The organism is Streptomyces alanosinicus, assembly GCF_014650595.1.
GTDB lineage: Bacteria > Actinomycetota > Actinomycetes > Streptomycetales > Streptomycetaceae > Streptomyces > Streptomyces alanosinicus.
Genome location: NZ_BMVG01000003.1, coordinates 234,529 through 259,875, shown reverse-complemented (window position 1 = coordinate 259,875; position 25,347 = coordinate 234,529). Strand labels below are relative to the sequence as shown.

Below are 25,347 nucleotides of genomic sequence, written 5' to 3'. Positions count from 1 at the left end.
AGGAAAGGGGCTGGAAAAAGTCGCGGGGCGGCGGCCGTCAGCCGTCCAGCAGATCCCGCACGAAGGCGTTGGTGAACTTCCCGGCCGGATCCAGGGAGCGCGCCAGCGCCCGGAAGTCGTCGAGGCGCGCATACCGTCCACGGACGAGAGCCGAGGGCATCTCGTACACCTTCCCCCAGTGCGGGCGCGGATCGAACGGAGCCAGTGCCTCCTCCAGCCGGCGCACCACCGGCAGGACGGCCGCCTCGTCCGGCACCCAGGTGAAGTGCAGCGCCACCGAGTCCCGGCCATGGGCCGGGCTGAGCCACTGAGGGTCGGCGGCGACCGTGCGCACCTCGCAGATCTGCAGCGCGCCGGCGACCGCCGACCGGATGCCGTCGACCGCCCACAGCGCGTCGACGGCCGTCTCCCGCGGCAGCAGATACTCCGACTGGATCTCCGCCCCGCTGCTGGGGGTGAACTCCGCCCGGAAATGCGGCAGTCGCTCGTGCCACGGTCCCGGCACGCCCAACTGCTCGGTGCAGTGGGCCGCCGACAGCCCCGGCACCGGGTGCACCGGTTCCCGGACGGGCGCCGCCCACGGGAAGCGCACCGCGGGCCCATCGGTGCGCCGCTTGACCCACACATGCCGAAAGCCCGGCTCGCGCCAGTCCGTGAACAGGCTCACGCTGTATCCGGCGGCCGACACGGCGGCGAAGTCCAGCCCGTCCAGCGGGAGTTCGGCGAACACATGCTGCTCCACCTCGTACGCCGGCTCCAGGTCGAGCGTGAGCGCGGTGACGACGCCGAGCGCGCCGAGCGAGGTCACGGCGCCGTCGAACCGCGCCTCACCGCGGCCGATCGGCACCGTCGAGCCGTCCGCGACGAGCAGTTCCACCTCCCGCACGGCCGAGGCCAGCGGTCCGTTGCCGACGCCCGAGCCATGGGTGCCGGTCGCCACCGAACCGGCCACCGAGATATGCGGCAGGGACGCCATGTTGGGCAGGGCGAGCCCTCGCGCATGGACCGCGCGGGCCAGTTCGGCGTAGCGCACCCCGCCCGCCACCCGGACGGTGCGCGCGGCCGGGTCGACCTCGATCACCGGCGGCAGCGCGGCGGTGGACACCAGCACCCCGTCCGGGCCGGGGTCGGCGATCCGGCTGAAGGAGTGCGCGCTGCCCAGCACCCGCACCCGCGCGCTGTCCGCCACCAGTGCCGCGAGCGCGTCGAGCGTGCCCGGACGGTGGAACGCGCGGGCGGTGTACGTGAAGGTGTGCGCCCAGTTGCCGACCGTCCCGCCGGTCTCCGCCGTCCCTGTCATCGTCGCGTCCCTCCAGATGAGTCCCTGTGCGCCGAGCCTCTCATCCGGTATGCGCCGCCGGGGAGATCATCTGCGGATTTCGTCGTTCCGATTATCTCGATCGACGTATTCGATATTTCTCTGGCCTTCTGGCTGCGATATCTATAAATTTTCGATGTATGACTCAGGAACCGCTTCCCGTCGAGCTGCCCGTCACCGACCGCACCCGGCACCGCCGGCTGCGCGAACAGGGCAGCCTGGAGCGGGCGGAGCTGGAGGCGGTCCTCGACGCCGCCTTCGTCTGCCATCTCGGCGTGCTGGTCGACGGCCGGCCGGTCGTCGTGCCGACGGTGTACGGGCGGGACGAGCGGTGGCTGTATCTCCACGGGTCGGTGGCCAGCCGCAGCCTCGCAGGTGACACCCCGGTCTGTGTCACCGTCACCCACGTCGACGGGCTCGTGCTCGCCCGGTCCGTCTTCGAGCACGGCGTCAACTACCGCAGCGCCATGATCCACGGCACCGCCCGCAAGGTCACCGATCCCGAGGAGAAGCTCGCGGGCCTGCGCCTGCTCACCGAGCACTCCGCGCCGGGCCAGTGGTCGTACGCCCGCCTCCCCAGCCGCAAGGAGCTGGCCGCCACCACCCTCCTCGCCCTCTCCCTGGCGGAAGCCTCCGTCAAGATCCGTACCGGCGCCCCCGAGGACGGCGACGGCCCCGACGCGGCCCTCGGCCTGTGGGCCGGCGTCCTGCCGCTGACCACGGTCTGGGGCACCCCGGAGCCCGACCCGGCGCTGCCGGCCGGAACCGCCGTACCGGAGCACATCGCGCGCCGTGCGGGGACCCGGCACGGGTGAGCCGCAGGCGGGGGCATACGGTGTAAGCCGTACGCCTGAACCGGGAGGAGACAGACGGATGGGCAGTCGTACCGCGCTGGTCGAGGATCTGATGGAGCGGTTCCCGCAGGTGCCGAGGGAAGCCGTCTTCAAGGAGGACCTGCTCCGCGGCGGCGTCGCCTTCGACCCGTCCGCCCTCAGCGACAACGAGAACGGTGAGGTCAAGCCGAAGTCGTACTTCATCTTCTCCTTCGACCACGGCACCCTGCCCGAACTGGGCGAGGCGGCGCTGCGGCGCCCGCCGGAGGAGATCATCCTCACCGGCGGTCCGTACGACCTGCGCCGCACCGTCGTCTCCGTACGGGTGAACCCTGCCTCGCCGTACCGGGTGGCCGCCGACGACGAGGGGCTGCTCGGGCTCTACCTCGACGGGAAGCGCATCGCCGACGTCGGCGTGCCGCCGATGCCCGAGTACTACCGGCACACCCTCTCCAACGGGAAGTCCGTGATGGAGGTCGCCCCGACCATCCAGTGGGGCTATCTGATCTACCTGACCGTCTTCCGGGTCTGCCAGTACTTCGGCGCCAAGGAGGAGTGCCAGTACTGCGACATCAACCACAACTGGCGCCAGCACAAGGCGGCGGGGCGGCCGTACACCGGCGTGAAGGACGTGGAGGAGGTCCTGGAAGCGCTGGAGATCATCGACCGCTACGACACCCAGAAGGCGTCCACCGCGTACACGCTGACCGGCGGCGCGATCACGAAGACGGTCGCCGGACGGGACGAGGCCGACTTCTACGGCCACTACGCCAAGGCCATCGAGGAGCGCTTCCCGGGCCGCTGGATCGGCAAGGTCGTCGCCCAGGCGCTGCCGCGTGACGACGTGCAGCGGTTCAAGGACTACGGCGTCCAGATCTACCACCCCAACTTCGAGGTGTGGGACCGCCGGCTGTTCGAGCTGTACTGCCCCGGCAAGGAGCGCTACGTCGGCCGCGACGAGTGGCACAAGCGGATCCTGGACTCGGCGGAGATCTTCGGCGCGCGCAATGTGATCCCGAACTTCGTGGCGGGCGTGGAGATGGCCGAGCCGTTCGGGTTCACGACGGTGGACGAAGCCATCGAGTCGACCACCGAGGGGCTGCGCTTCTTCATGTCGCACGGCATCACGCCCCGCTTCACCACCTGGTGCCCGGAGCCCACCACCCCGCTCGGCAAGGCCAACCCGCACGGGGCGCCGCTGGAGTACCACATCCGGCTGCTGCAGGCCTACCGTCAGACCATGGACGACTTCGGGCTCTCCTCCCCGCCCGGTTACGGCCTGCCCGGACCCGGCCGCGCGGTCTTCTCCGTCAGCTCCTTCATGGACAGCCTGCCCGCGGCGGAGGCCACCGAGGCGCCGGCCCGGAACTGATCCAGCTTGATCCATCCTGATCCCGGCTGAGCCCGCGCACCGGGCCGGTGGGACGTTGAGCGCGACGGCGCCCGCGTCCGTACTCCAGGGCGGAGTCGCCGGCCCGTCGCGTCAGGCATCCGCGTCACCACCAACGGTAACCGGATGTGAACAGGGCGCTTGTCAGTTGTGTCGAGGACGTGAAAGGCTCTGTGCCGCCGCGAGGTTCCCTGCAACTCCCTTCCCCCTGTGGTGAGTTGACCTCGCTCGTGGATGCAGGAGTCCCATGCCCGACCTGCCGACCCCCAAGGACGCCACCGAGACCGCGCTGTTCTCGGAGGGCTGGGACGCGGTGCTCAGCTACGCGGACCTGTGCACCTCCGGGTCCCTGACAGCCCATCAACTGGCGACCGAGGCCTTCACGCTCGGCATGCGCGAGGTCCGCGCCGCCGCACGCACCCATGTGCGCGGTGCGGGCCGCCGCACCTCCCGGCTGCCCACCATCCCGGCGCTGCTCACCGCCGTACGCGACACCGCCGCGGCCTGGGAGGCCGACGGGCGGGGCCACACGCTCGACCCCGACCTCCGGCTGTGGCTCAACTCCGGCAACGCCGCCCGTTATACGGGCCGGCCGCTGGGGCGCCCGGTCGCGCTGCGCGGCCTGAGGGATCTGCAGGAGGCCGACGCCGCGCTGCTGTGGCTGGCCGAGGTGGAGGCGCTGCCCCTGCCCGCCGTCGCCCGCCGGCTCGGCCTGGACCCGGCCACCGCCGCCGGCGAACTCGCCCAGGTGCGCACCCTGTTCCGGGACCGCTGTCACCGCGCCCACCTCGACAGCCCGCTGGACGAGCGGTGCCGCCCCTACGCAAGGCTGCTGGACGCGGTCACCCGCTCGCCCGCCGCCGACACCCCCGACGACCTCTCCCGGCACCTCGCGACCTGTGTGCCCTGCGCCGAGGCCGCCGCCTGTCTGCGCCTGCACGGTGGGGGGCTGCCCGCCGCGCTGGCCGGCGGGGTGATCGGCTGGGGCGGACTCGCCTACCTGGAACGCCGGCGCCGCGCCGCCGAGGTCCGGCTCGGCGCGGGTCGCCCCGCCGGTGCCGCCGCCGGCCCCGACGATCCGGCGGAGGGCACCGGTCGCAGCCGCGTCCTGCGCGGCGGGCTGCTCGCCGCCGCCGTGCTGCTGTCCGCGCTCGCCCTCGGCGTGTCGATGATGCCGTTCGGCGGCTCGGGCGACGACACCGCGGTCGCCCGCGACGACACCGTCGCCCACGACGACAGTCAGCCGGTCGCCGACCCGAGCGTCCCCCGCACCACCCCCCGGCAGTCCGCCGCGCCGCCGGCCTCCGCCCCCACCCCCTCCGCGGCCCGTACGACGGCCGGCTCCGGCCGCCGGGACCCCGACCCCGAGCCGCAGGGCACCTCCTCGCCCACACCCGGGCCCGGCCCCGGCAGCACCCGCGCCGCCCCCGCCGCGACCTGCCGGGTCGCCTACGAACTCGTCAACCAGTGGCCCGACGGCTTCCAGGCCACCGTCAACGTCACCACCGACCGGCCCCTGCGCGACTGGCAGGTCTCCTGGGCCTTCCCCGACGGCCAGCAGCTCGGCCAGATCTGGGACGCCACCGCCCACCAGGACGGCCCCGACGTCACCGCCACCGCCGCCGACTACAACAGAACCGTCGCCGCCCACGGCACCGTCTCCTTCGGCTTCATCGGCACCTGGCAGAACAAGAACCGCCCACCCCAAGCCTTCACCCTCAACGGAGCGTCCTGCGCGGCCGGGTGATCCCGACCGGCCGCCTGTCCGTTCGCGGCCGATCCGGTGAGGCCTAGGGCGTGTTGCGAGAGTCCCGCCTGCCGCCCGACGCCTGGCACGCACTCTCGCCGCACCGGGCGATAACCCACGTACAACCCGTACGAGGGCTTCCGCCCGACACTCCCCCAGCCTCCGGCCGGGGGGACCCCCAGAGCACGCACCGGACGCCGCTCGGCCCGCCCTCCGGGCGGACGACGGGACTTTCGCAACACGCCCTAGCCGAACCAGCGTGTGAGGGCCGTGTCGAGGGGGGTGTCGGCGGTGTCGGCCCAGGCGAGGTAGCCGTCGGGGCGGATCAGGAGGGCGCCGGCGCCGTCGAGGTCCTCGTCGGTCTTCGCCATGATGTGGTCGACCCGGTCGGTGCGGTCGCCGACCGACCGTCGCCTGCCGTCGAGGGAGAGCAGCAGGCCCCGGCCGGAGTGCATCAGCCGGCTGGCCCGGGTCGGACCGTCCTCGGTGGTCAGGTCCACGTCGATGAGCCGGGGGCCGACGCCGGGGTACTGGAGGTCCAGGCCGGACATCATGCCTGCGATGTACCGGTTGGTATCGGGCAGGTGCAGTAGTTCGGTCACCAGCTCGCGGACCGTGCCGATCTCCTCGTCCCGGCCGGGGTTCATGATCACGCCCTGGGCGCGGGTGGAGCGCAGCACGCGTGCGGCGGCCGGGTGCCGTTCCTCGTGGTAGGTGTCGAGCAGACCGGCGGGCGCCCAGCCGCGAAGGGTGCCGGCGAGCTTCCAGCCCAGGTTGACCGCGTCCTGGACGCCCAGGTTGATGCCCTGGCCGCCGATCGGCATGTGGATGTGCGCCGCGTCCCCGGCGAAGAACACCCGGCCCTCGCGATAGCGCTCGACCTGGCGCACGGCGTCGCCGAACCGGGAGGCGGCGCGCAGTTCGCCCAGTTCCGTCTCGGGGCCGTACACCGCGTGCAGCGCCTCGCGGACCTCGTCGGCGCGGACCGGCGCCTCGCGGTCCGGACCGTCTCCGGAGGGCCTGCCGAACAGCAGCCGGTACTGGTCCGGCCCGATGGGGTGCAGGATCGTGAGGAAGCCGCCGGCCGACCGGGGGTACCGGCTGAAGTGTCCCTCCTCGGTGGGAACCGCCGCGGACCGGGCGGCGAGGGTGAGGTCCGCCGCCACCATGGACGTCCGGCTTCCCCGGCCGGGGAAGGGGACGCCCAGCAGCCGGCGGACCGTGCTGTGTCCGCCGTCGCACGCGACGAGGTAGCGGCCCCGGATCTCACCGCCGCCCGGGGTGCCGTCCGCGTGCCACTCAGCCGTGACCCCCTCCGTGTCCTGCGCGAGCGCCGTCAGCTCATGGCCGCGGAGCACGGGCACGCCCCGCTCGCCGAGGAGCCCTTCGAGGTGGGCCTCCAGCCGTTTCTGCGCAAGCCTGACCGGGTGGGGGTAGCGGGTGCGCCAGGGGCGGCAGTCCAGCTCGACCGGCAGGGTGGCGAAGTGCCCGCCGCTGGTCTTCCCGGACGGTTCCCGCGCGAGCAGCGGCTCCAGCAGGCCGCGCAGATCGAGCACTTCGGCGGTGCGCGGCTGGAGTCCGCCCGCCCGGGACTGGGTGCCGGGGGTGCGCTGCTTCTCCATGACGACGACCGGTATCCCGGCCAGGGTCAGCTCGTACGCCAGCATCAGCCCGGTCGGGCCCGCTCCCACGACGACGACCTCGGTCCGCATGACGACCTCCGATAAGAAAGGGAACTGAGTGCAAATCTGCACTCAGTCTACCACGGGGTAGACTGAGCGCATGGATCAGCAGATGGGCCTGCGGGAACGCAAGAAGGAACGCACCCGGGAGTCGGTCTCGGCGACGGCGATCCGCCTCTTCCTCGACAAGGGCTTCGACCAGGTCTCGATCACCGAGATCGCTCAGGCGGCGGAGGTCTCCCGGCGGACCCTCTTCGCGTACTTCCCGAGCAAGGAAGACCTCGTGCTGCACCGGTTCGCCGACCACGAGGGCGAAGCGGCCCGGATCGTGCGCGCCCGGCCGGCCGGACAGCCGCCGCTGGAGGCGCTGCGGGCGGCCCTGCTCGACGCCCTGGCGCGCCGCGATCCGAACACCGGCCTGTGCGACGACCCCGAGGTCATGGCGTTCCTGCGGATGGTCTTCGAGACCGAGAGCCTGGCGGCGCGGCTGACCCGGTACACGGCACGCGGGACCGACGCGCTGACCGAGGCGCTGCGGGAGGCGGGGCTGGATCCGCTCGACGCGCGGCTCGTCGCCGCCCAGGTGATCGTGGTGCAGCGGGAACTGGCGGTCATGAACCAGGAGTTCCTGGCGGACGGCGCCACCGCCGAAGAGCACCACCCTAAGGCCGTCCGCGCGGCCGAGCGGGCATTCGACCTGCTGCGCGACGGGCTGCGGCGGCACGGCTGACAGCCGAGCGGATCGAAGCCGAGCGGATCGGCGCCGGGTAGATCGAAGCCGAGCGGAACACCTGCGGTCGGTCTACCTGCACCTGAAGACGAAAGTGCCGGTCACAGCCACTTGTTGCGGGCTGCGACCGGCACTGTCGTTGCGTGGCGCACGGCCGGTCAGTTGCCGACCCGTCCCCGTGCACGGCCGCCGCGGCGGTCGGAGCCGCGGCCGCCGGTGCCGGCAGCGCCGCCCGAGGCTCCGCCGCCCGCGGTTCGCCGGCGGGATGCGCGCGCGTCCTTGCCGCCCGAGGCTCCGCCGGCCGCACCGGCCGTCGCCTGGCGGTCGGAGCCGCGGCCGCCCGCGCCGCCGGCGCCACCCGTGGCCCCGGCGGTTCCCGCCCGGCGGGCAGAACCGCGGCCACCGCCGCTCGCGGACGTACCACCGGCCGCTGCCGCTCCGGCGGCCGACCGGGAGTCCGGGCCCCGGCCACCCGTCCTGGTGGCGGCGCCTGCCGCGGCTGCGGGCCCGCCGCCGTTTCGGCGTCGGCGGCCGGACCGCCTGCCGCGCTCGGCGCCGGCCTTCTGGTCCGGGCGGTCCCCCGGCGCCGTCGTCGGCTGGGGGACCTCGATGGTGACGGGGACGCCGGCAGGCTCGCGGGCGCCGGTGATGGTGGCCAGTTCCGGGTCGCTCGATGTGACGCGGGCCGTGCGGGGGCGGATGCCCGCGTCCGACATGAGCCGGGTGACGTCCCGCTTCTGCTCCGGCAGGACCAGCGTGACCACGCTGCCGGAGCCGCCGGCACGGGCCGTGCGGCCGCCCCGGTGGAGGTAGTCCTTGTGGTCGGCGGGGGGATCGACGTTCACGACGAGGTCGAGGTCGTCGACATGTATGCCCCGGGCCGCGACGTTCGTCGCCACCAACGCGGTGACCTGGCCGTTCTTGAACTGTTCCAGGGTGCGGTTGCGCTGCGGCTGGGAGCGGCCGCCGTGCAGTGCCGCGGCACGGACACCGACGGCCAGCAGCCGCTTGGCGAGCCGGTCGGCGGACCTCTTGGTGTCCAGGAAGAGGATGACCCGGCCGTCACGGGCCGCGATGCGCGTGGTGACGGCCTTCTTGTCGGTCTCGTCCTGGATGTGGAGCACATGGTGCTCCATCGTGGTCACCGCTCCCGCGGACGGGTCCACGGAGTGCACCACGGGGTCGGTCAGAAAGCGCTGCACCAGGCGGTCGATGTTGCGGTCCAGGGTGGCCGAGAAGAGCATGCGCTGCCCGTCGGGCCGTACCTGCTGGATCACCTTGGTGATCTGCGGCAGGAAGCCCATGTCGGTCATCTGGTCGGCTTCGTCCAGCACCGTGATGTGTACGTCGCCGAGTACGCAGTCCCCACGCTCCACGAGGTCGTTGAGCCGGCCCGGAGTCGCCACGAGCACCTCGGCGCCGCGCCGGAGCGTGGCGGCCTGCTTGGTGATGGACAGGCCGCCGACCACGGTGGCCAGCCTGAGGTTCACCGCCGTCGCGTAGGGGGTCAGCGCGTCCGTCACCTGCTGGGCGAGTTCGCGGGTGGGCACCAGGACGAGGGCGAGGGGTGCCTTGGGCTCCGCGCGCAGTCCGGCCGTGCGGGCCAGCAGCGCCAGCCCGAACGCGAGTGTCTTGCCGGAGCCGGTGCGTCCGCGGCCCAGCAGGTCACGGCCGGCGAGCGAGTTCGGCAGCGTGGCGGCCTGGATGGGGAAAGGCGTGGTGACGCCCTGCGCGGTGAGGGTCTTGAGCAGTCCTGCGGGCATGTCCAGACCGGCGAAGTCCTCGACGGCGGGAAGCGCGGGCGTCGTGCTTTCCGGCAGCCGGAATTCCCTGGGTGACGACGCGGACGGTGGCGGCGACGAGGCGCGCCGGTTCGACTTCTGGGGTCTGCGGGACATGCGGTTGTCTCTGCCTTCCTGGAAACAGCACAAACCGGGGTCCGCACCGTGACGGTGCGGACCCCGGTGAGCGGATACGCGTCCGGCGATCAGGCGGGGAGGATGTTCTCCGCCTGCGGGCCCTTCTGGCCCTGCGTGACGTCGAAGGAGACCCGCTGGCCCTCCTGCAGCTCACGGAAGCCCTGGGTCGCGATGTTCGAGTAGTGGGCGAAGACGTCGGGGCCGCCGCCGTCCTGCGCGATGAAGCCGAAACCCTTTTCAGAGTTGAACCACTTCACGGTTCCCTGTGCCATGACTTTCTCCGATCTGTAGGCAGAGGCCCCATCCGGAGATGCCGGAAACAAATAATGCGCCTGAAGGGGAAACATTCCTGTCAGGCGCACATAGGTTCATGGGTACCACAACTGCAACCCCGGAACCGTAGCACAGCCCGGCGGACCGCGGCGGATCACCGAAGCGCGCGCATCAACAGGACGACGCGTTCGCAGCCGGTGATCCTCGCGCTCAGGCCTTTGCCGTCGGCTCCTTCGGCAGAAGGAAGACGATCATGGCCGCGATGACAGCGATGACGAACACCGCGAAGGACGCGACGGCGAAGGCGTGGCCGGCGGCGGCAACCCGGCCGACCGCCGCGGGACGGAACGAGCCGAAGAAGACCGCACCCACAGCCGCGACGCCCAGCGCTCCGCCACACTGCTGGGCCGTGGACAGGACCCCTGACGCGACACCGGCCGACTCCGGCTCGACGCGGCTCAGCACCGCGTTGAGCGCCGGCGTGATGACCAGTCCGCCACCGACGCTCTGCAGCACGAGGGTGGGGATCACGAGCAGCGGAGTGATCCGCGGGCCGGACACCAGCAGGAGGCCGGTCGCCAGGTAACCGCTCGCCAGGATGACCGCCCCGATCTCAAGGACACGCCGTCCGTATTTCGGGATGGTCCGGCTCGCCACGATGCTGAACACGAAGAACGCGGTGGCCGCCGGCGCGTAGACCAGGCCCGCGCCGAGCGCCGACATGGTGAGGCCTTGCTGCATCGTCACCGACAGGGCCAGGTAGTACGAGTAGATCAGCGCGTACAGGGCGAGGACGAGAATGATCCCGAGCGAGAACGAGCGCTGCCCGAACAGCGTCAGCGGTACCAGCGGATCCCCGCCCCGCCGTTCCAGGCCCCGCTCGATCGCGACGAACAAGCCGAACGCGGCCGCGCTGCCCGCGAAGCAGGCCCAGACCCACCATGGCCAGCCTGCCTCCTGCCCCTGGATCAGCGGGAGCACCAGGAGGAACAGGGCCGTGCTGAGCACCAGGACGCCGGGCATGTCCAGCTTGCGCGAGGCGGCCGAGCCTGTCTTCGGAACATGTCGCAGGGCGAGCAGGAACAGGACGATTCCGATCGGCACGTTCACCCAGAACACCAGGCGCCAGCCGGAGCCGAACAGGTCGGCGCCGATCAGCAGTCCGCCGATGAGCTGTCCGCCGATGGTGGCCGTACCCATGACGATGCCGAGCACGCCGTACACGCTGTGCCGCCGCGCCGCCGGCACCAGCACCGTGACGTACGCGAACACCTGGGGAACCATCAGGGCGGCCCCCAGACCCTGGAAGACACGCGCGGCGATGAGGCTGCCCGCGCCCGGTGACAGCGCGCAAGCGACCGATGCCAGAGTGAACAGGGCCACCCCGAGAAGGAAGATCCGCTTGCGGCCGTACAGGTCGGCCAGGCGTGTGGCGGTGATGATGAAGACCGCGTAACTCAGCTGATAACCCGCCAGAATCCACTGGACATCACCGGCGGAGGCATGCAGATCCGCTTCGATCGCGGGGTCTGCGACCACCACGATGAACGAGTCGAGCACCGCCATGAACAGGGCGGCCAGGACAACCGTGATCGTCATCCACGGAACGGCGTCAGCTTGCGAGGCCACCGCCGCCGGGCCGGCCGACTGCTGACTAGTTGCCACGGCAGGTGAGCACCAACTTCCCCGTGGTCCTCCCGGTTTCACCGAGCTCATGGGCCTTGGCGGCGTCCGCCAGCGGGAAGACGGCGTCGACGTGCACCTTCAGCCTGCCGGTCTCGACCAACTCCGTGATGGCCAGCAGCGCTCGCCGGTCGGGCTCGACCAGCATGAAGCCCGAGCGGACGGAACGCGCTGCCGCAGCCGAGGCGAGCGCCTCGGTCTCGCGGGCCGGGAGGGTGATCAACGTGCCACCGTCCCGCAGCACGGACAGCGAGCGCTCCTGGTAGTCCCCGGCGATCGGATCGATCACCACATCCACATCGGAGACCACCGAGGCGAAGTCGACCGCCGTGTAGTCGATCACCTCGTCCGCACCCAGCCCGCGCACGAAGTCGTGCTTGCCCGCGCTGGCCGTGCCGATGACGTACGCGCCGTACGCCTTGGCGATCTGCACCGCCAGGTGCCCCACGCCACCTGCCGCGGCGTGCACCAGGACCCGCTGCCCCTCCCGCAGGGCCGCCATGTCCACCAGGGCCTGCCAGGCCGTCAGCGCGGCGAGCGGCAGGGCCGCCGCCCGCACATGGTCGAGTGCGGCCGGCTTGGGGGCGAAGTGGCGTGCCGGAGCGGCCACGTACTGCGCGTAGCCGCCGACCATCCGCGGGAAGCCCGGCATGCCGTACACCTCGTCGCCCGGCCGGAAGAGCGTCACGCCGCGGCTGACCGCCTCCACCACACCCGAGACGTCCCACCCCACGACGCCGTCGCCAGGGACGTACAGGACACCGGCCGCCCGGGTCTTCCAGTCCACCGGGTTGACGCCGGCCGCGTGCACCCGGACCAGGATCTCCGTCGGGCCGGGCACCGGCCGCTCCCGTTCCACGACCTTCAGGACCTCCGGCCCGCCCGGCTCTTCGAAGGCCACAGCCAGCATCTTCTCCGCCATCCGCATGCACTCCCCGTCTCGTTCGCGATTGATCCACAGCCTGGCGCCACCCAGTGACCGAAACGAGTGGCCAGATTGCCAATAAGTGAGAGAATCCGGCCATGCAGCGAGTCATGCAGCAAGCCGTGCCGCAAGCGATGCACCGCGTCGTCGTCCTCGCCCTCCCCGGCGTCGTCCCCTTCGAACTCGGCATCCCCGCCAAGGCGTTCGGCCTCGCCCGCGGCCCGGACCGCAACCGGCTCTACGAGGTGATCACCTGCACCCCGGACGGCCGGCCGGTGCGCACCAGTGAGGACTTCTCGATCGCCGTCGAGCACGACGCGGGCGTGATCGCCACCGCCGACACCCTGATCGTGGCGGCCGTCGCCGACCCGACCGGCGGCAGCGAGCCGCTCCCCGGGCCGGTCGCCGCCGCGCTGGCCCGACTCCGGCCCGGTACCCGCCTGGTGTCGATCTGCACGGCCTCCTTCGTCCTCGCCGCCGCCGGGCTGCTCGACGGCCGACCCGCCACCACACACTGGGCGCACGCCGAGCGCTTCCGCGAGCTGTACCCGCGGACCCCGCTCGACCCCGACGTGCTCTACGTGGACGACGGCGACGTACTCACCTCGGCCGGCGCCGCCGCCGGCATGGACCTCTGCCTGCACCTGATCCGTCACGACCACGGCAGCGAGATCGCCAACCAGGTCGCCCGCCTGTGCGTCGTTCCGCCATGGCGTGACGGCGGACAGGCCCAGTACATCGCCCGACCCGTCCCCGATGCGACCGGCAGCGACACCGCCGGGGCCCGCGAATGGGCCCTCCGGCAGCTCCACCAGCCCATCCAGCTGGCCCAGTTGGCCACCCAGGCGGGCATGAGCGTGCGCACCTTCAGCCGTCGCTTCCTCGCCGAGACCGGCCAGACCCCCGGCCAGTGGCTCACCGCCCAGCGGCTCGAACTCGCCCGCAGACTGCTGGAGTCCAGCGATCTGCCGGTGGACCGGGTCGCCGAGCAGGCCGGGTTCGGCAGCGCCTCCTCGCTGCGCCAGCACCTGGCCGCCGCGATCGGCGTCTCACCCGCCGCGTACCGCCGTACCTTCCAGGGCCGGCACCACGGCCCTACCGGCCGTCAGCCGGCCGACGCCGCCGACCGTGCCCCCGCCGGAAAATGGGAGGTGTGACCGATGGCTGTCTCTGTGACGGGCGTTGCCCGCAACCAGGAGTTCATCGACGCCGGCGGTGATCCGCGTGACGTCCGGGGAAGGGGCGTTGCCACGGCACGAAACCTGTTGCGGATCCCGGATGGATCGGATACCTGTGAAGCTCCCGGGGCGGACGACCTCGGCTCCTGAGGGAAGCTCCCGTGACAGCCAGTCGCTTCGCACATTCCGGCGGCGCGGATCAATGTGCCGCGTCCGTGTCCTCACCGGCAACGGACGAGGTTCTCGCGCCGCTCAACGGCCTTGATGACATTCCGTGGGCGGAGCTGGGGCACGCGTACGGGGCCGCTGACGATGTCCCGGCCACGCTCCGCTTGCTGGCGCGAGCCGGAGAGGATCCCGAACGAGAAGAGCGGCTGGATCACCTGGACGCCTCGATCTACCACCAGGGCGGCGCCGTGTATGCGGCGGGTGCGGCGGCCGTGCCTTTCCTTGTCGAACTCGCAGCCACGCCCGGTCTGCCCATGCGGGCCGCGATCGTGGAGCTGGTCGGCCGTTTCGCGGCCCTGCAGAACGAGATGCGTGAGCCATGGCGCTCGGCCGGGCATGCGGTGTCCTGTCGTGCGGCGCTGGTTGCCGGGCACGACATTCTGGTCGCGCTGCTGGACGATGCCGACCACTCAGTGCGGACCGCGGCGGCGGCCCTGCTGTGGAAGTACGCTCTGTGGTCGCCGCGCACGGATGATGCCATGGAGGCACTGGTCGGCCGCGATGCGGTGGAGCCGGACCTCGCTCTGCGCGTGTCGCTGAGACTGGACGGCGCGCGGGCGGCGGCCAAGGCGCGTGAGTCGAACACTTCCTCGGCCGCCGCGCTCGCGGCGGCGGTGCGCCGCCTCACGGCGGCACCGGACCGGAACACGGACGCACTCAGGCTCGCCTGTCTGGCGGCGGACAAACGTCTTGACCCAGCCGCCGTGAGCTGGCGGGATCTGCTCGACGCAGCCCTCGCGCCGGCCACTCCTCACAAGGCCTACTCGGCGTGGGGCGAGAACGGTTCGCGCCTGGCCGGGGCGTTGTGCGCCGTGTGCGGTGACGATGCGGCCGCATGGCTGAACGTCATCCGTGTTCTTATCAGAGATGAGCGGGCGCAGGTTCGTACCGGCGCACTGCAGGCGGCCGGTGACGCGATGAGACGATGGCGATCGGCCGCCTCGGCGCTGATCCCCTTGATCGGAGCCACGCTGACGGATTCCGAGCCGGAGAACCGCATGAGATCCGCCGATCTGCTCGCGGCAGCGGGCACCGCCGGCGCCGTGTTCGACGACCGCCTCGCCGAAGCGCTCGGCGATCCGCACCGTCCGACTGCGATCCGGGCCGCCTGGGCGCTGGCCCGGCACGGGGACGTACGTGCCGTCCCCACGCTGGTGCACGGCCTGGACCACGAGGAGAACGAGGGGTTCGGGCCGTCCGCCCACTACAACGGGCGCTCCTACTGGTTCGCGCAACCTCCGTTGCGTGAGGCCCTGGTCGCGTGCGCCGCACGGCACGGAGCGCTGCTGGCCCCCGCGTTGCGGTCTGCGCTCGCTCGATGCCTGGCGCAGGCCCGCACCGAGGACGGCGCCGCAAACGGTCTGCGGACGGACAGCCTGCCGCGAATCCACCTGCTCTGCGAGGCCCTTGTGGCATGCGGGCCCGCGGCAGCCGAGGCGGTGCCCGAACTGGAAGCCCTGCTGGACTCCGCGCACCCCCGGTTGGCCTGCACCGTGATCGAGGCCGTGGGGCCCGCTGCCGCACACTGCGTCCCGCACCTGGAGCGAGTGGAGCGCTTGGCTCTGGAGGCGTCGTCGACGCAGATGTCCGCGCGCCGCGCACACGACACCTCTCCCACCGGCGAAGAGACCCCGGCCCACCCATCGCCCGGCCGACAGCGCGTACCCGGACCGGCGGACCTCTGGGTCACCGCGCTCACCGCCGCCTGGACCCGCTTTGCTGTCGTCGGCGACGAGGCGGCACTGCTGTGCACGGTGGACGAGGTGCTCACCATGACGGCTCCTCTGCGCCAGGGCGCTGAAGCGGGGCGCGAGGACAGCCTTCCGGAGTCCGCGACAGCGGCTTTGGCGGCGCGTGACGCGGCGACGCTCGCGAGCACCGTGGCCCGCTGTCTCTCCGTACTTGGACCAGGGGCCGGGGCGAGCCGGATGCGCTGGCCCGAACAGTGGCTGCGTGCGAACGAGCGGTGGTGGAGGAGTCACGAGGCCGTCCTCGTCGCCTGGGCGCACTGGCGGGTGACCGGCGACAGCGGCCTGGCACTCCAGGTGTTCCAACGCGTCCTGGACTCGCGGCCGGGCGCGGCCTACGGCCCGATCGAACTGGCGGCGTTGCGAAGGGTCACCGATATGAGATCCGAGGCCCGTGCGCTCGCACCGCTGCTGCACGCATGCCTGGACAGGGATGAGCGGATCAGCGACAGCGGCGGTTGGCGGGGCATGGCGCTGGACGAGGAGGTGCGGGAACTCGCCTCTACCATGCTGGCCACTCTGCCGGCGCGCTGAGCCCCTTCAGGCTGACGTCTCGTGCGGTGTGTTCAGGTAGCTCTACGGCGGCTTGCCCCAAGACGTGGTGCGAAAAAGCCGGATACGCCCCCGCCGACTACCTTTGATCTGTGATCAACGAGATCCTGGTCCGCGCAGCGATCGACTCGGGGGGGCGCCCACCGACACGGCGATGCCAAACTGTGGGCGCCGCCGCTCCGCTCCTCCGGTTGAATGTCTATGTGGCACAGGACTTGGACTTCGACGAGGACGACCTGCGGGCGCTGGCCGGGCCACGCTCCTTCGAGCGGGGCCGAGGGTATCTGGCCGAGGTGACCGCCGTGGAGGTCGGCGACGGCTGGATCACGGCCACCGTGCACGGGACGGAGGCCTATCAGGCGGAGCTGACCCTGGACGGGCCCGACGGCCTCGCTGGGGAGTGCGACTGCCCGTACGGCGTGGAGGGCAATTTCTGCAAGCATCTGGTCGCCCTCGGCCTGACCGTGCTCGCCGAGCCCGAGGCGGTGCCCAGGCAGCGCGGCCGGGCCAGGACTCGTGCCCAGGAGCTGGATGCGTGGCTGGCTGCGCGCTCCAAGGACGAGCTGCTCGCCCTGGTACGGGAACAGATTGCCGACGACCGGCAGTTGGCGCGCCGACTGGAGCTACGGGCGGCGAGTGCCCATGGGGACCTGGCCGAGGTCCGCGCCCGCATTCGGGAACTCCTCGACACCGCACCCTTCGCACGGTACGGCTACGTGGAGTACGCCGATGCCCACGCCTACGGCGAGCAGGCTTCTCAGGCGGTGTCCGCGATCGCCGCGCTGACCGCCGCCGGGCGGCCCGCGGACGCGACATCCCTGTGCCGGGAGGCGATGCGGCTGCTGAGCGAGGGGCAGGACGCGATCGACGACTCCGACGGTCACCTGGGCCGAATCGGGGCTGCGCTTGCCGAAGCCCACCTCAACGCGTGCCGCGCAGCACGCCCCGACCCGGACGAGACCGCGCGATGGCTGGTCGGTCACCTGCTCAGTGACGTGGACGACCTCACCGGCATCGATCCCCTCGACTACGCGGATGTCCTCGGCGCTCAAGGAATGTGCCGGGTAAGGGAGTTGGCGGTTACGGCCTGGCGCGGCAACCGCACCGGCTGGGCGGAGAAGTACCTGATGGAACGGCTGGCCAGGGCGGAAGGAGACGTGGACGGCTGGGTCGCCGTGCACGCGGCCGATCTCGCCCCGGACGGCAGCACTCACCTGAGCGTCGCCCGCGAACTGGACGCAGCCGGTCGTCCGGACGAGGCCCTGCGGTGGGCGGAACGCGGCGTTGAGGAAGCACACGACGATGTCACCCCCGACCACGCTCTGATCGATTACCTCTGCGACCGCTACACCCGCGCCAACCGGCTCCATGACGGCGTCGCCCTGCGTCGCGTCCAGTTCACCGCCCGCCGCTCCCTGGTCGCGTACCAGCAGTTGCGTACGACGGCACAGGCGGCCGGCTGCTGGCAGGCCGAGCGGGAGCAGGCGCTCGTGCTGCTGCGCGCCGACGCCGGGCAGCAGCAGTCCTGGTACGGCGGCCCGGTCCTGGTCGATGCCCTGCTCGATGACGGCGACGTCGAGGCCGCCTGGCGGGCCGCGGCCGCAACGCATGCACATGACCGACAGTGGCTCGCCCTCGCCGACCAGGCCCGCGCCGACCGCCCTGCCGACGCGCTCGGGGTCTACCTCAGGCTGGCCGAACCCCTCATGACACAGACGGGGAACGCCATCTACGCGCGACTGACCGGCCTGCTGCTGAGCATGCGCGACTGCCATCGGCGCCTGGGCACCGAAGACGAGTTCACCGTGTACCTCGCCGCTCTGCGTGCCAGCCAGAAGCGCAAGCGGAACCTGATGAGGCTGCTCGTCCAGCACGACCTGTGACACCGCCGGAAAATCGGTGGCGCTCGAATACGCGCGCCTCTAGGGTGAGGTCCACTTCACGCAGTGGCTGTCCGCCGCTGTTGTCGGCTGAGTGAGGAACGGGAGGTGTGACCGATGGCTGTCTCTGTGACGGGCACTGCCCGCAACCAGAAGATCATCCACTCCACCTCCGTGGCCGCCGGCTGACCTTTCTCACAGCGCACACGTGCGCAGAGCCGGGGCCGCCCCTGTGAAGGGTTCCCCTTGAATCTCTCTTCTCCTTCGGCTTCTTCGGCTTCTTCCGCTTCGTCGCACCCTCTGGCCCCGTACGGCTGGGACGAGGGCTGGGAAGCCGAGTTCGCTCCTCATGCCGAGCAGGGCCTCCTGCCCGGGCGCGTCGTACGGGTCGACCGTGGCCAGTGCGACGTCGTCACTCCCGTCGGCATCGTCCGCGCCGACACCGAGTTCGTCGTTCCCCGTGACCCGATGAAGGTCGTGTGCACGGGGGACTGGGTCGCCGTCGACGCCGACGGTGATCCGCGTTACGTCCGCGCGTATCTGCCGCGTCGCACCGCGTTCGTGCGCTCCACCTCCTCCAAGCGGTCCGACGGGCAGATCCTCGCGGCCAACGTCGACCACGCCGTCGTCGCCCTCTCGCTCGCCGTCGATCTCGACCTCGGCCGCATCGAGCGCTTCCTCGCCCTGGCCTGGGAGTCCGGAGCCCAGCCCGTCGTCGTCCTCACCAAGGCCGACCTCGTGCCGGATCCGGTCACCCTCGCCCATCTGGTGCAGGACGTCGAGACGAGCGCGCCCGGCGTGCCCGTGCTCACCGTCAGCGCCCTGCACGGCGAGGGACTCGACGTCCTCGTCGCGCTCGTCGGCTCCGGCACGTCCGTGCTGCTCGGCCAGTCCGGCGCGGGCAAGTCCACGCTGGCCAACGCCCTCGTGGGCGCGGACGTCATGGACGTACAGGCCGCGCGGGACGTCGACGGCAAGGGCCGGCACACCACGACCACCCGCAATCTGCTCGCCCTGCCCTCGGGTGGGGTCCTCATCGACACACCCGGGCTGCGCGGTGTCGGCCTGTACGACGCCGAGGCCGGGGTCGGCCAGGTCTTCGCCGAGATCGCGGAACTGGCGAAGCGGTGCCGCTTCCACGACTGTGCCCATGAGTCCGAGCCGGACTGCGCGGTGCGCTCCGCCGTGGAGAACGGGGAACTCGCGGTGCGGCGGCTGGACAGCTACCGGAAGCTGGTGCGCGAGAACCAGCGGATCGTCGCCAAGACCGACGCCCGGATCCGTGCGGAGCTTCGCCGGGACTGGAAGCGCAAGGGCGCGGAAGGGAGGGCGGCGATGGAGTTCAAGCGAGGGCGCTTCTAGCCGGAAAGGCGCAGGTCAGCCGCGCGGGAGGCACCGGTCAGCTGCACGTCCGATTTCCGCCAGCAGGGCGCCTCGGCAGGGCCCCACACTGGTACATGTGATGGACGAGGACACCAGGTACGAGGCGGTGCGGAGCCGTGACGGGCGGTTCGACGGCGTGTTCTTCTTCGCCGTCGAGACCACCGGGATCTACTGCCGGCCCAGCTGTCCGGCGGTGACGCCGAAGCGGCACAACGTGCGGTTCTTCCCGACGGCCGCCGCCGCGCAGGGCTCGGGGTTCCGGGCCTGCCGGCGGTGCCGGCCGGACGCCGTGCCGGGCTCGGCCGAGTGGAACGTACGGGCGGACGCCGTCGGGCGGGCCATGCGGCTGATCGCCGACGGCGTCGTGGACCGCGAGGGCGTCGCCGGGCTCGCCGCGCGCCTCGGTTACAGCGCCCGGCAGGTCCAGCGGCAGCTCACCGCGGAACTCGGCGCCGGGCCGGTGGCACTCGCCCGCGCCCAGCGGGCGCACACCGCGCGGGTGCTGCTGCAGACCACCGACCTGCCGGTCACCGAGATCGCGTTCGCGTCCGGATTCGCCAGCGTCCGGCAGTTCAACGACACGGTCCGCGAGGTGTACGCCTCGACGCCCACAGAGCTGCGGACCGCGGCTCCCGGCGGCCGGGGTGCCGCCCGCGGGCGCGGTGCCCGTCGGGCCGCCCCGGGCGCCGGGATACCGCTCCGGCTCGCCCACCGCGGCCCCTACCAGGCCGCCGCCGTCTTCGACCAGCTCGCCCGGGAGGCGGTCAGCGGGGTCGAGGAGGTGTCCGGCCCGCCCGGCGGCCGCACCTACCGGCGCACGCTACGGCTGCCGTACGGCACCGGGATCGTCGCCGTCCGGGAGCGCACGCACGCGGTGCGGGCCGCTGCCGGTACCCGCCCGGGCGGCTGGCTCGACGCGCGGCTGCACCTCACCGACCACAGGGACCTCACCACGGCGGTGCAGCGGCTGCGGCGGCTGTTCGACCTCGACGCGGACCCGTACGCCGTGGACGAGCGGCTCGGTGCCGACCCGCGGCTCGGGCCGCTGGTCGCCGCCCGGCCCGGGCTGCGCTCGCCCGGCGCCGTGGACCCGCTGGAGCCCGCCGTCCGCGCCCTGGCGGGGCGGGCCGGCGCGGCGGAACTGGTGCGCCGGTGCGGCAAGGTGCTCGACGCGCCCTGCGGCACCCTCACCCATCTCTTCCCCGAGCCCGCCGCCCTCGCCGAGGCCGCACCGGACGGCCCGCTCGGGGCGCTGGCCGCCGCCCTCGCCGACGGCACCGTGCGGCTGGACCCGGGCGCCGACCGGGACGACGCGCAGCACGCCCTGCTCGCCCTGCCCGGCATGGACCCGGACGCCGTCGCCGCCCTGCGGACGCGCGCCCTCGGCGATCCGGACGTGGCCCCGCCCGGCGCCGAGGTGTCCGACGACTGGCGGCCCTGGCGCTCGTACGCCGTACAGCATCTGCGGGTGGCAGGGGAGTGGAACCGATGACTGCGGAAGCGATGACCACGGAAGTGATGACGACCATGTACTGGACCCAACTCGACTCCCCTGTAGGGAAGTTGCTGCTCACCGCAGACGCGGGCGGAGCGCTCGCCTCGCTGTCCGTGCCCGGGCAGAAGGGCGGGCGGAGCGTGCAGAGCGCCGAGGCGGAGGGATGGCGGTACGACGCCGGGCCGTTCCGCGCCGCCGCGGATCAGCTCGCCGCCTACTTCGCCGCTGAACTCAAGGAATTCCAGCTGCCGTTGAGCCCGCATGGCACCGAGTTCCGGCAGCGGGTGTGGGCGGCCCTGGACGAGGTGCCGTACGGCGCCACCGTGACGTACGGAGAGATCGCCGCGCGGATCGGCGCATCGCGTGCGGCCGTTCGCGCGGTCGGCGGCGCGATCGGCGCCAACCCCCTGCTGATCGTGCGCCCGTGCCACCGGGTCATCGGCGCGGACGGGTCGATGACCGGGTACGCGGGCGGCGTCGAGCGGAAGGCGCGACTGCTGACCCTGGAGGGCGCGCTCGCCGGATAGAGCCTGTCACGGGCCGGTGGGCCGGTCCCGGAAGATCCGGTCCAGGTGGTAGCCGAGAACGGCGGTGGCGGAGTCCGCGTCGCGCTGGCCGACCAGGACGCTGGTGCCGAGCCCCGCGGACATGGCCAGCAGCCCGACCGCCTCGGCGCGGGCGTCCACGCCGGGCCGCAGCAGCCCGGCGTCCGCCGCCTGCCGCAGCAGCCCGCTCAGGGTGGCCTCGGCGGCGTCGGGGTCCTTGATGAACGGCTGGGCGGCGAGGGCCTCGTCGGTCACGGACAGGACGGCGTACGAGGTGTAGAGGTGGTGGAAGAGCCGGCTCTCGTCGTCGACCGGCAGGGCCGCCGTCAGCACCGCCTCGATCACCGCCCGCGGCCCGGGATCCTCGCCGGCCGCGCGCACCCGGGCGGCCACCCGCGCCCCGAACTGCGCTGCCAGCTGCCGCAGCCCGAAGAGCAGCAGCTTCTCCTTGGACTCGAAGTAGTACTGCACCAGCCGGAGCGACACCCCCGCCTCGGCCGCCACGTCCCGCATCCCCACCGCGTGCAGGCCGAGCCGTCCGGCGGCCCGGACCAGGGCCTGTGCGATCTCGGTGCGCCGCTCTGCGTGATCCACGCGCTTGGGCATCGTCCGCTGCTCCGCTCCTCGCCGGCGTCCGTCGGCCGGTTCCGCTTCCGGCGGCCCCTTGCGGGCCGGCCACCGTTGATGATACAGCCGTACCACCAACGTGGTACGTTCGTATCACAAAGACCGTCTGTCCCGGAGGTTGCCGTGCCCGAGTCCGCAAGCACCCGTCCCCGCCCCGACGTCGGCCGCTACGTCAGCGACGCCTGGCGCGAGCGCTACTTCGCGGCGTGCGACGCGCTGTACGCCCTGGGCGCGCCCATCTCCTGGGAGCGGGACGTGGAGACGTCGTACGGGACCACGCACGTCTACCGCCACGACCCCGAGGACCCGGCGGCCCGCGAGCGAACCCCCGTCGTCCTCGTCCACGGCGCCGGCTCCTGCTCCGCCATGTGGTACCCCAACACCCCGGCCCTCGGCGCCGAACGGCCTGTCTACGCCATCGACACCCCGGGAGACCCGGGCCGCAGCGTGCAGCGCGCGCCCATCCATGAGCCGGAGCACGCCGCGCGCTGGCTGGACGAGACGCTCGCCGGGCTCGGGCTCGACCGGGTGCACCTCGTCGGCTCCTCGTACGGCGGATGGCTCGCGCTGAACCAGGCGTACCGCGGCACCCACGGCCTCGCCTCCGTCACGCTGCTCGATCCCGGCGGTCTGGAGAAGGTGGGGCTGCGCTTCTTCGTCTGGATCTTCGCCAGCCTGTTCGCGACCTTCGCCCCGAAGCGGCTGAGGCCCCGCCTCGCGTCCTGGCTGGAGCAGCCGGTCCTCGTCGTGCCGGAGCTGCGCGCCATGATCAGGACCGGTGTGCGCGCCTACCGCATCCGCCGGCCCGTGCCCCAGCCGCTGACCGAGGCCGAACTGTCCGCCATCCGCACCCCGTTGTACCTGGTGCTGGGCCGGCGCAGCCTGTTGGTGCACCCGGAGCGGCAGGTGGAGCGCGTACCCCGGCTGGTCCCCGGCGCCAGGGCCGAGATCATCTCCCGCACCGGCCACGGACCCCAGATCGATCACGCGGAGCGGGCCAACGGCCTGATGCTGGACTTCATGAACTCCGCCGAACGCGGCCTGTCTTCGCCTCTCTAGGCCGGGGCGCGAGGGGCGACGGTGGCCAGGCGGCCCAGGGCCTGTCCGGGGGATCCTGTCGCGGACGCGGGGGCCGGCACGCCCATCGCGTCGACGCCCTCCTCCGCCTTGCAGCCGGACTCACCAGCCCCTGCTCACCTGCGCCGATGAGGCACCGTCACTTTCCCGCGACCTGATCCGCCGGACAGGCCCCAGCGCATCTGCCCCGCCCGCCCCGCCGCACACACCTGCCCCTTCCTCCCCCACAGCCCTGACCCCCTCCGCCACGCCCGCGCATCGGCTCCGCGCCCCCCGGTCCCGCCGTCCTCCTCGCGGTTGCGCCGAGCGGGTGGACCCCGGCCGAAGGTGCGGTTGTGCGGGCCGGCTGTGTGGCACGGTCTGCTCCGACGAGCAACGGGGAAGGGCGGGTTCGGAGATGGCCGGGGTCAGACGGGTCCTCGCGGTGGTGCTGCTGGCGATGCTGCCGGGCACGAGCACGTCGGCGGTCGCGGCGCAGGCGCCGCCGGTGTGGACCGGCAGCTGGGAGACCGCGCCGTCGGGAACCGCCGCCGCACTGCCCGGCGCCGCCGTCCGCAACGTCGTCCACCTCAGCGTCGGCGGCACGGCCGTGCGCATCCGGCTCAGCAACCGCTTCGGCACCGCACCGCTGCGGCTCGGCGCGGTCACCGTCGCGCTGCGCCGGGCGGCCGGCCCGGACGCCGTACCCGGCACCCTGCGCACCGCCACCTTCAAGGGCGCCCCGACCGTCACGGTCCCGCCCGGCCAGGACACGTTCACCGATCCGGTGACGCTGTCCGTGCCGGCCGCCGCCGACCTCCTCGTCACCGTGTACACCCCCGGCGACGACGGCCCCGCGACCTACCACCAGACCGCGCTGCAGACCAACTACGTCGCCCCGGCCGGCGCGGGCCGGGCCGCCCAGGAGAGCGGCGCGGGCTACACCACCACCGTCAACCGCTGGTACTACGTCACCGGCGTCGACGTCTTCGGCGACAACGCGGGCAGCGTCGTCGCGCTCGGCGACTCCCTCACCGACGGCAACGGCTCCACTCCCGACGCCAACCACCGCTGGCCCGACCGGCTCGCCGAACAGCTCCGCACCGGCCGGCTCGGCGTCCTCAACGCCGGAATCTCCGGAAACCGGCTGCTGCACGACGGCACGGGACCGAACGCCCTCGCCCGCCTGGACGCCGACGCCCTGGAGCGGACCGGGGTACGGGTCCTGGTCGTCCTGGAGGGCATCAACGACATCAAGGGCACGCCGACGGCCGACGACGTCGCCGCCTACGCCGACGCCTACCGCGCGCTCGTCAACCGCGCCCACGCCCGGGGCGTCCGGGTCGTCGGCGTCACCCTCACCCCGTACCGCGGCTTCTCCGCCTACACCGCCGCCCGGGAGGCCGTACGGCAGCGGGTGAACACGTTCATCCGCACCGGCGGCGCCTTCGACGCGATCGCCGACGCCGACGCCGCCCTGCGCGACCCCGGCGACGCCACCCGGCTGCTGCCCGCCTACGACCCCGGCGACCATCTGCACTTCAACGACACGGGCATGGCCAGGATCGCGGACGCGGTGCGCCGGGCGCTCGGGCCGACGGGCGGGCTGACGGCCGGTGGTCCGACGGCCGGTGGACGGGCCCGGTGGGCGCTCAGTGCCACAGCACCGCCCCCAGCCAGGCTCCAGCGATCAGCAGACAGGCGAAGAGTTCCGTGAACACACGGGAACCGCCCGAGCGCATCGCCGTACGCAGGGAGGCCATCGCCTCGCCGTGGCGGCCGAGGCGCAGCCGCTCGTGCAGATAGATGCCGGCCATGAACCCGGGCAGCGCGCCGAGCACCGGCAGCAGCACGAACCCGACGAACGCGCCCGCACCCGCGTACGCGCCCATCGCCAAGGTGGCGCCGCTCTGCCGCAGCCTGCGCGGCGGCAGGGCGGCGCGCACCGGCAGCGACAGCAGCAGGACCCCGGTGGCGCCCACCAGCACCGCCCAGGCCGACGGCCGCGGATCCGTCAGCGCCCACCACAGCACCCCGGCCCACACCAGCCACGACCCCGGGACCCCGGGCACCAGTACTCCGCACAGGCCGAGCACGATGACCACGCCGACCAGCAGGAGTTCCCACACTCCCATCTGCCCAGAGTGCCCCATGA

At 72.5% G+C, this 25,347-nt stretch carries 20 protein-coding genes; 12 read left to right on the top strand and 8 right to left on the bottom strand.

The window, feature by feature from the left end:
- Positions 1–37: 37 nt before the first annotated feature.
- Positions 38–1,300, bottom strand: a complete 1,263-nt coding sequence (locus tag IE277_RS09740; RefSeq protein ID WP_189950563.1) for an FAD-binding protein — start codon at positions 1,298–1,300, stop codon at positions 38–40.
- Positions 1,301–1,458: 158 nt separating this feature from the next.
- Between IE277_RS09740 and IE277_RS09735 the strand changes: the two genes are divergently transcribed.
- The 3 genes from IE277_RS09735 to IE277_RS09725 all read left to right on the top strand — a co-directional run bounded on the left by IE277_RS09735 (position 1,459) and on the right by IE277_RS09725 (position 5,288).
- The gene (locus tag IE277_RS09735; RefSeq protein ID WP_189950560.1) at positions 1,459–2,133 is read left to right on the top strand and encodes a pyridoxamine 5'-phosphate oxidase family protein; all 675 of its coding nucleotides are present in this window, start codon (positions 1,459–1,461) and stop codon (positions 2,131–2,133) included.
- 58 nt (positions 2,134–2,191) lie between these two features.
- Positions 2,192–3,523, top strand: a complete 1,332-nt coding sequence (locus IE277_RS09730) for a radical SAM protein (protein ID WP_189950558.1) — start codon at positions 2,192–2,194, stop codon at positions 3,521–3,523.
- A gap of 265 nt (positions 3,524–3,788) precedes the next feature.
- Positions 3,789–5,288, top strand: coding sequence for a cellulose-binding domain-containing protein (locus IE277_RS09725; protein WP_189950556.1), 1,500 nt, complete (start codon positions 3,789–3,791; stop codon positions 5,286–5,288).
- Between the two features lie 245 nt (positions 5,289–5,533).
- Here IE277_RS09725 and IE277_RS09720 read toward each other — a convergent pair whose 3' ends face one another.
- A complete protein-coding gene (locus tag IE277_RS09720; protein ID WP_189950554.1) occupies positions 5,534–7,000 on the bottom strand; it encodes an FAD-dependent oxidoreductase in 1,467 nt (488 codons plus the stop codon).
- A 70-nt stretch (positions 7,001–7,070) separates the two neighbouring features.
- Between IE277_RS09720 and IE277_RS09715 the strand changes: the two genes are divergently transcribed.
- Positions 7,071–7,700, top strand: coding sequence for a TetR/AcrR family transcriptional regulator (locus IE277_RS09715; protein WP_189950552.1), 630 nt, complete (start codon positions 7,071–7,073; stop codon positions 7,698–7,700).
- Positions 7,701–7,858: 158 nt separating this feature from the next.
- Here IE277_RS09715 and IE277_RS09710 read toward each other — a convergent pair whose 3' ends face one another.
- The 4 genes from IE277_RS09710 to IE277_RS09695 form a co-directional block, all read right to left on the bottom strand.
- Complete coding sequence (locus IE277_RS09710; protein WP_189950550.1) at positions 7,859–9,598, bottom strand: DEAD/DEAH box helicase; 1,740 nt, start codon at positions 9,596–9,598, stop codon at positions 7,859–7,861.
- A gap of 89 nt (positions 9,599–9,687) precedes the next feature.
- Entirely contained in the window at positions 9,688–9,891 is a 204-nt protein-coding gene (locus IE277_RS09705) for a cold-shock protein (RefSeq protein ID WP_055710303.1), read from the bottom strand.
- Between the two features lie 211 nt (positions 9,892–10,102).
- Positions 10,103–11,608 (bottom strand): MFS transporter, encoded by a 1,506-nt coding sequence (locus IE277_RS09700; protein ID WP_229881105.1) that lies wholly within the window; start codon positions 11,606–11,608, stop codon positions 10,103–10,105.
- Entirely contained in the window at positions 11,547–12,497 is a 951-nt protein-coding gene (locus IE277_RS09695; RefSeq protein WP_229881091.1) for an NADP-dependent oxidoreductase, read from the bottom strand. Before IE277_RS09695 ends, IE277_RS09700 begins: the two co-directional genes overlap by 62 nt.
- A gap of 101 nt (positions 12,498–12,598) precedes the next feature.
- Between IE277_RS09695 and IE277_RS09690 the strand changes: the two genes are divergently transcribed.
- From IE277_RS09690 to IE277_RS09665, 6 genes are all read left to right on the top strand, one after another.
- Entirely contained in the window at positions 12,599–13,657 is a 1,059-nt protein-coding gene (locus tag IE277_RS09690) for a GlxA family transcriptional regulator (RefSeq protein ID WP_229881088.1), read from the top strand.
- 236 nt (positions 13,658–13,893) lie between these two features.
- The gene (locus IE277_RS09685; RefSeq protein ID WP_189950548.1) at positions 13,894–16,188 is read left to right on the top strand and encodes a HEAT repeat domain-containing protein; all 2,295 of its coding nucleotides are present in this window, start codon (positions 13,894–13,896) and stop codon (positions 16,186–16,188) included.
- 221 nt (positions 16,189–16,409) lie between these two features.
- On the top strand, positions 16,410–18,089 hold the full coding sequence (locus tag IE277_RS09680; protein WP_229881085.1) for an SWIM zinc finger family protein: 1,680 nt from the start codon (positions 16,410–16,412) through the stop codon (positions 18,087–18,089).
- Positions 18,090–18,332: 243 nt separating this feature from the next.
- Positions 18,333–19,448 carry a ribosome small subunit-dependent GTPase A gene (rsgA, locus tag IE277_RS09675; protein WP_189950545.1) on the top strand — a complete coding sequence of 372 codons (1,116 nt, stop codon included), beginning with the start codon at positions 18,333–18,335 and terminating at the stop codon, positions 19,446–19,448.
- Between the two features lie 100 nt (positions 19,449–19,548).
- Complete coding sequence (locus IE277_RS09670) at positions 19,549–20,961, top strand: DNA-3-methyladenine glycosylase 2 family protein (protein ID WP_189950543.1); 1,413 nt, start codon at positions 19,549–19,551, stop codon at positions 20,959–20,961.
- Positions 20,962–20,987: 26 nt separating this feature from the next.
- The gene (locus IE277_RS09665) at positions 20,988–21,491 is read left to right on the top strand and encodes a methylated-DNA--[protein]-cysteine S-methyltransferase (protein WP_189950948.1); all 504 of its coding nucleotides are present in this window, start codon (positions 20,988–20,990) and stop codon (positions 21,489–21,491) included.
- 6 nt (positions 21,492–21,497) lie between these two features.
- Here IE277_RS09665 and IE277_RS09660 read toward each other — a convergent pair whose 3' ends face one another.
- On the bottom strand, positions 21,498–22,115 hold the full coding sequence (locus tag IE277_RS09660) for a TetR/AcrR family transcriptional regulator (RefSeq protein WP_189950541.1): 618 nt from the start codon (positions 22,113–22,115) through the stop codon (positions 21,498–21,500).
- Between the two features lie 144 nt (positions 22,116–22,259).
- Between IE277_RS09660 and IE277_RS09655 the strand changes: the two genes are divergently transcribed.
- Both IE277_RS09655 and IE277_RS09650 read left to right on the top strand, forming a co-directional pair.
- The gene (locus IE277_RS09655) at positions 22,260–23,195 is read left to right on the top strand and encodes an alpha/beta fold hydrolase (RefSeq protein WP_189950540.1); all 936 of its coding nucleotides are present in this window, start codon (positions 22,260–22,262) and stop codon (positions 23,193–23,195) included.
- Between the two features lie 415 nt (positions 23,196–23,610).
- Positions 23,611–24,909, top strand: a complete 1,299-nt coding sequence (locus IE277_RS09650; protein ID WP_189950538.1) for an SGNH/GDSL hydrolase family protein — start codon at positions 23,611–23,613, stop codon at positions 24,907–24,909.
- On the opposite strand, the gene IE277_RS09645 is transcribed toward IE277_RS09650, so the two are convergent.
- On the bottom strand, positions 24,845–25,327 hold the full coding sequence (locus IE277_RS09645; protein ID WP_189950536.1) for a DUF456 domain-containing protein: 483 nt from the start codon (positions 25,325–25,327) through the stop codon (positions 24,845–24,847). The genes IE277_RS09650 and IE277_RS09645 overlap by 65 nt on opposite strands.
- Positions 25,328–25,347 lie beyond the last annotated feature (20 nt).